We start from the raw sequence: 10,432 nt of genomic DNA, 5'->3' as shown, positions 1-10,432 counted from the left end.
GGGATTCTACCGGCCCCATACGCCCTATGTGGCACCGAAGAAATACTTCGACCTGTATCCTCTCGACCAGATTCCCCTGCCCTCCACCCCAGCAGGGTTCGCGGAACAAACTCCAAAACCGGCCATCACCACCAAGAAGAATGAGGAGGAGATGACCGACCAGCAACGCAAAGAGGCAATCCAGGCGTACTATGCCGCCACCAGCTACATGGATGCCCAGGTGGGACGGCTGCTGGATGCGGTGGATCGTCTGGGCCTGGCCAAGAACACCGTCATCGTGTTTGCCAGCGACCACGGCTACCACTTGGGGGAATACGGCATGTGGCAGAAGCAGAGCCTCTTTGAGCAGTCGGCCCGGGTGCCCTTCATCATCTCAGCACCGGGTGCGGCCCGCAATGGCACCGCGGTCGAGACCCCGACGGAGCTACTCGATCTCTATCCCACGCTTGCGGATCTCTTTGCCCTTCAAGCCCCCGCTTACCTGGATGGCAAGAGTCTCACTCCTCTGCTGGAAGGCTCGGCGGTTTCCGTCAAACCGGCAGCTTTCACGGAGGTGCGTCGGGGCAAGATGACCGGATATGCCGTGCGCACCTTCATGTACCGATACATTGAGTGGGGCAAAGATGGGGCGGATGGCGTGCAACTGTATGACATGGAAGGCGATCCCCAACAGACACGCAATCTGGCTGGCGATCCCAAATACGCTGAAGCCAGGGCTGAGATGCATGGTATGATCCAGGAGAACTGGCCGGAATAGGCTATCCTTTGACCATCTCCACGCCACCCACAACGCTGCCAAAGACGATAGAGCCCGGGCGGGATCTCCGCTCGCTGTCAATGCGCGTCTCAGAGTCAACGGGTAACGAAAGCGACACTTTCGTCATCTTGCCTGTTGCTCCAGACGAGGCACAAATTTTGCTACCATGAGCCCGGCGTCTTTCCCTCCAGCATGATGTCGTTTCCCCCTCCTTCCTGGACGCCTTTGCGGTTGTGGTTGCGGCAGCATCGCTCCTTTTTTCTCTGGTTGGCCCTTGTGGGCTTCATGGCAGGATTCTTCGTTTTTCGCTACGGGGAATTACAGATCGCGTGGTTCACCCTGTTGGGCGTGGTTCCTCTCCTTGCATCCTACCGGAAACGAGTGGGCCACATTCTGGTATCCCAGCCACTTCCCGCCGTGGTGCTGGGTGGGGCGGTGGTCATGCTTGTGACTTCCATCATCACGCTGGATGATCCCCTGCCGGACCGCTGGCAAGTCCTCGCCGCCCTTTTGAACCTGGTGCTGCTGGCGACGTTCTTTGCCATCCCGACACTGGCCATTGCCCGACGCAAGTTCCGTCTCTCGCGTATGCTCAAGACCGTCGTTGTGGTGGCCGCGGCTGCCACGTTCTTGAGCTTCATCGTGCACTACGGCATCCGACAGGCTGTTTTCCCGATCGAACGGTTCAAGAACGTCCTCGTTTACGCGGACGGGCTAAACCCCGTACTCACGGGGCTTTCCTGCGGTTTCGCCGGCGTGTTGTCATTGGGCCTGGCCCGGCGTGCAGAAACAAAAACGGGCTTCTGGGTCTGGTGGGGCACCTCGGTCATTCTCTTGGCCGGGGTCTTCTATTCTGCCAGCCGCAGCGCCATGATCGCAACCGTGGCGGGAACGCTGGTGATGGTTCTTACTGGTCCCAAATACAAGCGCTGGCTTCTGGCCGCTCCTCTCATCCTGGTGGCCATGCTCTATGGCACGGGTCTGGTTGGAGCCAGCACAGGCCCCCTCGGCCCCATGGTGGATCTCGTCAAACGGGGTGACTCTGGCCGGATGGCCATCTACAGCGCCATCAGCAAGCGGATGGTGGAGCCAGCCCACGTGTTTCTTGGTCATGGTCTCTGGGCTCCAGAAGCTCTCCCGCCCGAAGAGGCCGGCTCACTCGCCTTCCATGCGCACAGCATGTATGCGTCCACGTTTTACCACAGTGGTCTTCTGGGAGCCGTCTGGCTCTTCGCCGTTCTCGGGCTGGGCCTGGAGCGGGCGTGGTCGGTCTGGTGGCGTTCTGGCGATGCGGTCTGGCTGGCCTTGCTGGCATTCGGCATGGTGGGGCTCATGTGCGACGGCACCATGCCCTTTCGCGTGATGACCATCACCCGCATTGAACCGGTATTGATCCTCTTCCCCCTCGCGGTCTCCAGCGCCATGGCCACCACCCTAGAGCGGAACCGACGACGGGAAGAGTATCGGCAGACTCCGCCAGTGGCCGTGTCATCGCTGGTGGATGAAGCTGTGCCCATACCAGTGCGCATCCGGGTGGATCGGAAGGGCTGAGCCCCCCACGTCAGCCCTCGTCCCGATGCACCGTCGCAGGCGAAAAGGCGGGCAGACACACCGCTATGTACTCCGCCCCCTCGGGCTCTGGACTGCTATACCGGATCCATTCGCCCGCGTGAACAATGATCCCCTGCCCAGCTGAGACCTGCAAGATACCAGCGCGTGTTTCCACCTGAAGGGTGCCTTTCAGGACGACCGTGTATTCATCGAACTCCGGGGTCTGACCGGGTTCGCTCCAGCCCTGGGGGCTGAGCATGCGGGCAATGCTGACCGCAGAGGTTCCGGTGTTCACGTGGCCGACATATTCCTCAATGATCTTGGGAGGAAGGCCGACGGCTTCTATGCGGGTGGGATGGGAGATGAGCTGAGCCATAAGGAGGAAGGGATAGAGGTGTTAACAGAGGACAGATCAGTCCAGAACCGCCCCGGCCGCCAGGGCGAGAGTGACCTCGGCTGCAGAGACCGAACGGCAGGCGGAGGCATTCTGCCCCGCCCATAGCGGTGAAAAGTCACCCGACCCCAGACGGGCGCCTTCAGCACGCAAGGGGGCCACGGCGTTCCCGGCCAGAGGAAACTCAGGCACGGAGGGAGGGAGTGGACCGAGGTCCCGCATCATCCGATTCAGAATGCTGCGAGCAGGACGACCGGTGAAGAGAGTTGTCAACGCCGTGTGCCGGGCCTCAGGTCCAGTGAGCACCTGCCGGTGGTTGGGGCTGATGCGCGACTCTGGGCAGAGAAGATAAGCCGTGCCCGACTGCACAGCGACCGCGCCGAGATCAAGTGCCGCCTTCACCCCTTGGGCATTCACAATCCCACCTGCAGCGATCACTGGCACGCGCACCGCGTTCACGATCTGCGGAAGCAGCGCAAAGGTGCCCATCTGAACCGTGAGGTCATGGGAAAGAAAATGCCCGCGGTGCCCTCCCGCCTCCAGGCCTTGGGCAATGATGCCATCGACTCCCTGCTGCTCCAGCCACATCGCCTCTTCAACGGTGGTGGCAGAAGACAGCACCTTTGCCCCCAGTGCCCGCACTCCCTCCAGCAACGCAGGTTCTGGAAGTCCAAAATGAAAACTCACCACCCGTGGACGAAAAAGAGAGAGCACTTCAAGTTGCGCCGCCCCAAATGGCTCCCGCTCCCCTTCTCTACGCACCGCCGGCTCCTCCAGCCCGAGTTCCATGTAATAACGTCGCAGCAGGCCACGCCACGCCTCCTCTTTCGCGGCATCGAACACGGGCTGGCGATGAGCAAAAAAGTTCACATTGTACGGCCGGGTGGTGCCGGCCTGCATCCGTTCCAGTTCACTCCGCATGGCCTCCGGGCTGAGCAGGGCACAGGGCTGGGAGCCCAGGCCCCCGGCATTGGACACGGCAATGGCCATGTCACTCCCCTGGGCACCCGCCATGGGCGCCTGGATGATGGGGAGGTCGGTACCCAGCAGATCCCGAAATGCGGCGGTGGACATAGTCAAGAGGTCTACCTGAAACCGCGAAAAATGACAAGGGGGGAGGAAACGGCCGCAGCCATCTCCTCCCCCTTGCGTGTGATCGACTGATCGCCTTGACGACCTGAGTTACTTCACAGGAGGTGCCGCGGGCATGGTGGCCATCGGCAGATGAGGCACGGGATTGGCCTGAAGATAGCCTTCCACGTCTCCAGTCACCACCACCTGGCCCCACATGATCATGGCATGGCCGGGGAAGGTGCAGACGAACTCATAGTTGCCTTCCTTGTCAGGAGCCTTCAGCTGCAGCTTCTCCTTCTGACCGGGTTCCAGCATGTGAGTGGCGTCCAGGACTTTGAAGTCTTTCGGCAGATACGCGCGCCCCTTCTTGTCTTTGTCGTTCGGGGACATCGTCATGGCAGCCATGCCGATGTTCAGGTGCTGATCCGGCTCCACCACCACCAGGTTGTGAGGCATCACGTCCGTGTTCTCAAAGAGGATCTCGAACGGCTTGCCCTTCTCCACCACGATGCGCTGGGTGTCGAAGCGAAGCTGCTCGTGCACCGTCTTGATGACGAACACGCTCACACCGAGGCTGCGCAGTTCTTTGCGCAAACCGCTGTTCCCCGCGAGCGAAGCCAGCTCCATGCCGAGCTGGTTCAGCTCCACGAAGTCCTGATCTGCGCGCCGTTTGGCATCCACCGATTTCGCATAGTTAAGCACGCCTTGGGCGAGATCCCCAGCAGCAGCCTTGTCCCAGCTGGTCCGGGGCAGTTGCATCATCGCACCCGCCACCGCCGCGCGTTCACGACCTTCCTTCAACTCGTTGGCCAGCACCTTGAAGCCCGCCTCAGCATTCTGAGCCGCCGTCAAAGGGAGGGCCAGAATGGCCGCCTTGCGCACCGGACCTTCGGTTTTGGCATCGGCCAGCAGAGCGGTGAGTTGCGGGTAGAATGCGGCACGCACCGCGGGATCCGTCACCAGAGCAAGGCCAGAGACCACCGCGAGGCGTGACTTTGAGTCAGCCGAGGCAGCCCAGACATCATCTGCTTTGCGATCCTTCATGATCAGGGTCGCCCACGCAGCACGGCTGACGGCCGGCATGCGCGCGCTTTTGGCAAGCTCCGTGACCTGCGGGATCACTTTTTCCAATCGGGCTGCCGGAGTGCCCACCAACATTTTGCCGAGCTCGGTCGCGACCGCCGCGTCTGCACCATCCTTGCCGTCCAGGGTCTTGATCGCCGTGACGAGTTCTGTCACCGGATCTGTATCACGGAGGCGGGCCAGCTCCTTCAGGAACCGGTCGCGCTTGGCGAGGTCGTAGCTTTTGCGCTGAAGCTTCGCCACCAGCACCGCTTCCACCGCAGGCTGGGCGTCGAGCTCCTTGTCATCCATGCGGGTGATGAGGGCGGCAAGCACCGCAGGCTCTGCTGGCAACACCTTCTCCTTGGAGAGCGACTGCAGCTGGCGGAGGGTCTCCTTCAAGCAGTAGTCGAGGTAGTAGTCGGTGTCGTACTTGAGGACCTCATAGGCGACTTCAAGTGCCTTGGGAACGTCCGGACCATTGAAGAAGCTGGCGGCACGCACCGCTTCCAGCCGCACGCGGGGGCTGGGGTCGTTGGCAGCGGTCTTGAGCAGCGCCAGAGCGTTCGGAAGTCGATCGCGCTGATAGCACACGACGCGTACGGCCTGGGCACGCGCCCGGGGCTCTGGGGACTTCAACACGGTGGCGATCAATTCTGGGTTCACCACATTGTGCCACTGATGGACCCACAGACCTTCAAGGATGTGGTGGGCATCCTCCACTTTGTTGGGGTCAAACTGCTTCATCCACTTTTGGGTCGCAGCGATGACGTCTGCCGTGGCGTGTTTGTGCAGCTCGATCTTTGTACGGGTGCGCACGTCGTTCTCCGGCTCCTTGAGGAGGTCAAGCAGCTTCTCCACTGGCTCGCCGTCGATCTTCTTGGGCTCCAGCAACGGACGGCCTTCGTAGGTCACACGGTAGATGCGGCCGTGAATGTTGTCGCGGTTGGGGTCACGCAGGTGGTGCTGCATGTGACCAATGATCGAGTTGCTCCAGTCACTGAAGAACAGGGAGCCGTCCGGGGCCACGGCCGCCGCACTGGGGCGGAACTTCTCGTTGTCCTTCGGGGAGGTCTCCACCAGCGTGGTGAGCTTCTCACCGTTCCAGTCGTATTCGATGTTCTCGCCCTTGAAACCGGAGCCTTCCTCGGTCACCTTCACACGGAAGATGCCCTGGATGCTGATGACGTTGAGGTTCAGGAAATTATCCTTGAAGCCCTCGGGAAAATGGCGGCTGCTCAGGATGGTCGTGCCAGCGCAGGGGCGGGACGGGCGGTTCCAGAACTGCTGGTAGTTGGAGTGTTTGCCTTCGCTCAGGAAGCCGCTGAAGCCGGGGCCATAGTAGTTGGCGTTCCCGGTGGCGTCCGTGATGATGTCGTTGCCCCAGTAGTCGAACACGCGACCATGTGGGTTGGCAAAGCCGTAGGCGGCGTAGCGTTCGAACTTCCCAGTCTGGGGTTCGTAGCGATAGATGGCCCCATCTGTATTGCGTACCGGACCGGCGGCGGTCTCAAGCTGGGTACGGTGGAACACACCGTCGGAGCAGTACACCGCACCGCCGGGCTCATAGCACATGGAGTTGGTTTCGTGGTGCGAGTCGGAGGCGCAGAGGCCTGTGAGCACACGCTCCGTCTTGTCGCCGCGGCCGTCACCGTCCGTGTCACGGACGAAGAGCAGATCCGGAGACTTCATCACCAGAACGCCGTCTTTGTAGAACTGGAACCCCGTGGGGCAGTTCAGATTGTCCAGGAAGGGCGTGCACTTGTCCGCCTTGCCATCGTTGTTGGTGTCTTCAAAGACGAGCAGGCTGTCCCCCTTCGTGCTGGTGGGCGTCCGCTCAGGGTAGTTCGGCCAGACGGCCACCCAGAGACGACCTTTGGTGTCGAAGGCCATCTGCACGGGCTTGATCAGCTCCGGGAACATCTTTTCGTCCGCAAAGAGCTGCACCTTGATGCCCGGAGGCATCTTCATCTTGCTGATCGATTCCTCACCGCTCAGGAAGGTGTGCTTGCCGTCCGGCAGATCGCCGGGCTTGTTGGTCTCCACCGGAGTTACGGCCGGCAGGTTGGAGTCGTCCACCTTCGCGTCCTTGCCCTTGGCGAGCGACCAGATGACCTTGTCGCGGTTTGCGGTCATGACATCACGCGCCGTCATCTCCTCCTGCATCACCTTGTAGTTGGAGACGTAGGGGGCCGGGGCATTGCGATCACTGACGAACCCGCCTTTGCCCGGCTGGTAGGCCAGGGCGGAACGGCCGCCATACACGTTGTAGCCGTCCACCGTGCGGTAGCGATTGTGCCAGGCTTCATTGCGGTCCACCACGGCGGCGCGCAGCTTTTCCAGTCCGTCCAAAGAAGGAGCTTTTTCTCCAAAGAGCGCCTCGAAGAACGCCGGGGCCAGCGCCTTGTATCCCTCGTCCTTGAGGTGGATGCCATTGAACGTCAGCGGGGTCTTGGACTCTGCATAGAGCTTCTGGGAGATTTTGTAGAGATCCACGAACTGGACGCCTTCCGCAGCCGCCACTTCGGACATGGCTGCAGTGTAGTTCTGAATGTTCGTATTGTTTTCGCCTGGATCAGGCACGTTGGGATCTGTCTGCTTCTCTGCAGCGATGGGAGATACCAGCACAATCCGCGGCGCGCCTTTGCCGCTGTAGTTCTGAGCCTTGGCATCCTTGAGGAACTTCTCCAGGTTCTTCTTGAAGGCATCAATGCCTTCATACCCTTTGAATGACTCGTTGAAGCCGTAGAAAGCCAGGATCACATCCGTGCCCGTTTTGCCCAGCCACTCATCCCGTGTGCCAAAGTTGTCCACCCGGTGCCAGGTGTTCACCTCATCGCCACCGAAAGAGAGATTGCGCACCACGAGGTTGTCCTCCTTGAACCGGCTGTAAATCAGCGTCTCGAGCCAGCCGAAATGCTGCATGCGATCTGCGAGCGTATTGCCGAGGATGCTGATGTGATCGCCGGGCTTGAGATCCAGCCGGGCGGGTGCCTGGGCATGAAGCCCTCCTACCATCGCCAGGGTGAGCAGTGTGGTGAACAACGTGGGTTTCATGAACTTGAGTAAGGAAAACTCCGGCACTTGCCGGACACATTTTACGGAGTTTGCGGCATTATTTGTTCAGTTGATTCCAGAGAGGCAACACAGAGCCACGCTGCATCATCCCTGAGCAAGGCTCACAGGTAATGGAGTGAATGACGGCTCTGGGACTGGAATTTCCTGCACACATGGAGAGAATGACTCTGAAGGAGGACAAGCCTCCAGCCATTTTCCCAACCCGGTGCGCGGGCATGAAAAAGGGCGACGAGAGCTTCAATGGCACCCGTCGCCCCGATTGGGACAAAGAAATTGGCCGCCCCGGGGACTCCCCCAAAGGGACGCCCGCCAGGCAGGATCAGTTTACCGCCGCTTCCAGAACGTCACTTTCGTAGGGCTCGTCCAGGTTCACATCTTCCACCGCATGGCTGGGGTCCACGTTGCCACTGCGGAACTGCAGGTGATAGAGACGCTGATAGAGCTCGCAGCGCTGGAGGAGGTCGTGGTGCGGCCCCACATCCAGCACATGGCCCTTGTCCATGACCACGATCTTGTCAGCCTCCAGCACGGTGGAGAGGCGGTGGGCGATGGCGATAACGGTCTTGCCTTTGGACAAGGTTTCGATGGCCTCCTGAATGATTTTCTCGCTCTCCGTGTCCAGAGCGGACATGGCTTCATCCAGCAACAGGATCGGCGCATTGCGGAGAATTGCACGGGCAATCGAGATGCGCTGCTTCTGACCCCCGGAAAGCTTGTTCCCACTGTCACCCACAATGGTGTGATAGCCGTGCTCCTGATCCTGCACGAAGTCGTGCACGTGGGCCTTCTTGGCTGCCTCAATGATCTCGGAGTCGGTCGCATTGAGACGCCCATAGCGAATGTTGGCCTCAATGGTATCGTGGAAGAGGAAGGTATCCTGGCTCACGACGCTGATGTGATTGCGGAGAGACTGCTGCGTCACCGACCGCAGGTCTTGCCCATCGATCAGAATCGCCCCCGTCTCAGGGTCATAGAAACGCAGCAGCAGAGAGAAGAGCGTACTTTTGCCCGCCCCACTCGGGCCAACCAGGGCATAGAAACTTCCTGGCTCCATCTCGAGGGTCACCCCCTGCACAGCAGGCTGCAGTTCCCCTTCCTTGGTCTTGTGGAGCTTGGTCTTCTTCTTCTTTTTCTTCTTCGCAACCTCCTCGGGGGTCGGAACATAGGCGTAAGGAGAGGCCTTCTTCTCCTTCGGTCGGTAGGTGAAGGAGACGTCCTGGAAACTCAGGGCGCCCTTGGCGTTCTTGAGCTTCTTGGCATCTGGAGAATCCTTGATGTCAGGCTCCATCTCCATGATTTCGAAGAGGCTGCTCGTGGCCACCACCGTCTTCTGCATGAGCAACTGGATGCGGCTGAGGGCCTTGGCATGCGGATAGATCTGGGTCAACGCCATGGCGATGACGAGGAACTCCTTGGCACCCATGCCACGCTGGGAGGCATAAACCAGGCCTGCGGCAAGCCCCAGGGAAGCGGTGGTCTCCACAATGGGCCCCACGATTTCCAATGCCTTCGTCCAGCGGATGATCAGCTCCTGCATGCGTGTCGCTGCACGCTTGAATTTGGACATTTCATAATCCTCGCGGGCATGGGACTTCACCACACGGATGCCGGCAAAGGTCTCGTGCATGGTGACCATGAGCATGCCAGCCTCTTCCTCTTCCTTGGCACCGGCCTTGCGGACCTTGCGCCCGACTGCCATCACGGGGCCGATGCAGAGGGGGAACACAATGAGGGAGGCAACGGTGAAGAACCAGTCGTAGTAGAGCAGCGCGGCAAAGATGGCCAGGATGGCCGCCGGACGCTGCACCAGATCCTGCGAAAGCGTGACGACGTTCTGCTGGGCCACTCGTGCCTGGTTAAACACCACCTGAATGAGGTCTCCCACCTTCGCATTGGTGTAGAAGCTCAATGACTGTCTCAGCAGCGAGGCAAACACCTCGTTTCGCAGATCGTAGAGCACCCGGTTCCCCACCCACATCAGGCAGTAGTTGGAGAAGTAAGTCAGCATGCCCCGCACAAAGATGAGCAGCGGGATGAGCGCGGCGAAGAAGACGATGAGAGGGATCTCCTGGGGCTGCTCTTCCGGCACTCCCACCATGATGGGCAGCCCCGTAGCGGCCAGCATCTCAATATTGGGCTGGGAACCGTCCACCTTGTCTGGGAACCAGTGGCTGACCCACTTGGCAGGATCCACCTGGCCAACGAAGGGAATATGGGGCTTCTCCATCGCCTCTCCGGGCAGCACCACAGAGAAGATGATTTGGAACCCAATAATCATCACGGCATTGAACAAGCCAGAAATGATCCCGAAGAAGGCTCCAGCCACGAAACGCCCGCGGTAGGGCTTCATGTAGCTGAAAAGCTTGCCGTACGCCTTGGTCGCCACGCGAATCACTTCGCGTGTGCTCATTTGGGAAAGCTGTTTGCGGCTGATCTTGTGAGAATCGGACATCGGGGAAATTACAGTCTCACTGCCTCCGGGGAGCCAGGGAGGTGAGCATCGCCCCTCCCTCCAC

Annotated in this window: 6 protein-coding genes; 2 read left to right on the top strand and 4 right to left on the bottom strand. The window is 60.2% G+C overall.

Annotation, left to right across the window (positions count from 1 at the left end; all coding sequences use genetic code 11):
- Together BV034_RS10750 and BV034_RS10745 are read left to right on the top strand one after the other, a co-directional pair.
- The coding region (locus BV034_RS10750) for a sulfatase-like hydrolase/transferase (protein ID WP_265592859.1) at positions 1–757 on the top strand (757 nt) is incomplete at its 5' end.
- Between the two features lie 285 nt (positions 758–1,042).
- Positions 1,043–2,308, top strand: a complete 1,266-nt coding sequence (locus BV034_RS10745; RefSeq protein WP_265592858.1) for an O-antigen ligase family protein — start codon at positions 1,043–1,045, stop codon at positions 2,306–2,308.
- Positions 2,309–2,318: 10 nt separating this feature from the next.
- Here the strand turns inward: BV034_RS10745 and BV034_RS10740 are convergent, their stop codons facing one another.
- The 4 genes from BV034_RS10740 to BV034_RS10725 form a co-directional block, all read right to left on the bottom strand.
- Positions 2,319–2,684, bottom strand: a complete 366-nt coding sequence (locus tag BV034_RS10740; RefSeq protein WP_050026846.1) for a cupin — start codon at positions 2,682–2,684, stop codon at positions 2,319–2,321.
- A gap of 36 nt (positions 2,685–2,720) precedes the next feature.
- Positions 2,721–3,776 (bottom strand): nitronate monooxygenase, encoded by a 1,056-nt coding sequence (locus BV034_RS10735; RefSeq protein ID WP_050026844.1) that lies wholly within the window; start codon positions 3,774–3,776, stop codon positions 2,721–2,723.
- Positions 3,777–3,884: 108 nt separating this feature from the next.
- Complete coding sequence (locus BV034_RS10730; RefSeq protein WP_050026841.1) at positions 3,885–7,895, bottom strand: PVC-type heme-binding CxxCH protein; 4,011 nt, start codon at positions 7,893–7,895, stop codon at positions 3,885–3,887.
- A 340-nt stretch (positions 7,896–8,235) separates the two neighbouring features.
- Complete coding sequence (locus BV034_RS10725; RefSeq protein WP_050026840.1) at positions 8,236–10,368, bottom strand: ABC transporter ATP-binding protein; 2,133 nt, start codon at positions 10,366–10,368, stop codon at positions 8,236–8,238.
- Between the last annotated feature and the right edge of the window lie 64 nt (positions 10,369–10,432).

This window comes from Verrucomicrobium sp. BvORR034, from assembly GCF_000739635.1.
In the GTDB taxonomy this organism is placed as follows: Bacteria; Verrucomicrobiota; Verrucomicrobiia; order Verrucomicrobiales; family Verrucomicrobiaceae; genus Verrucomicrobium.
Note: the sequence above shows the minus strand (reverse complement) of the source record. Positions and strands in the feature narration are given on the sequence as shown.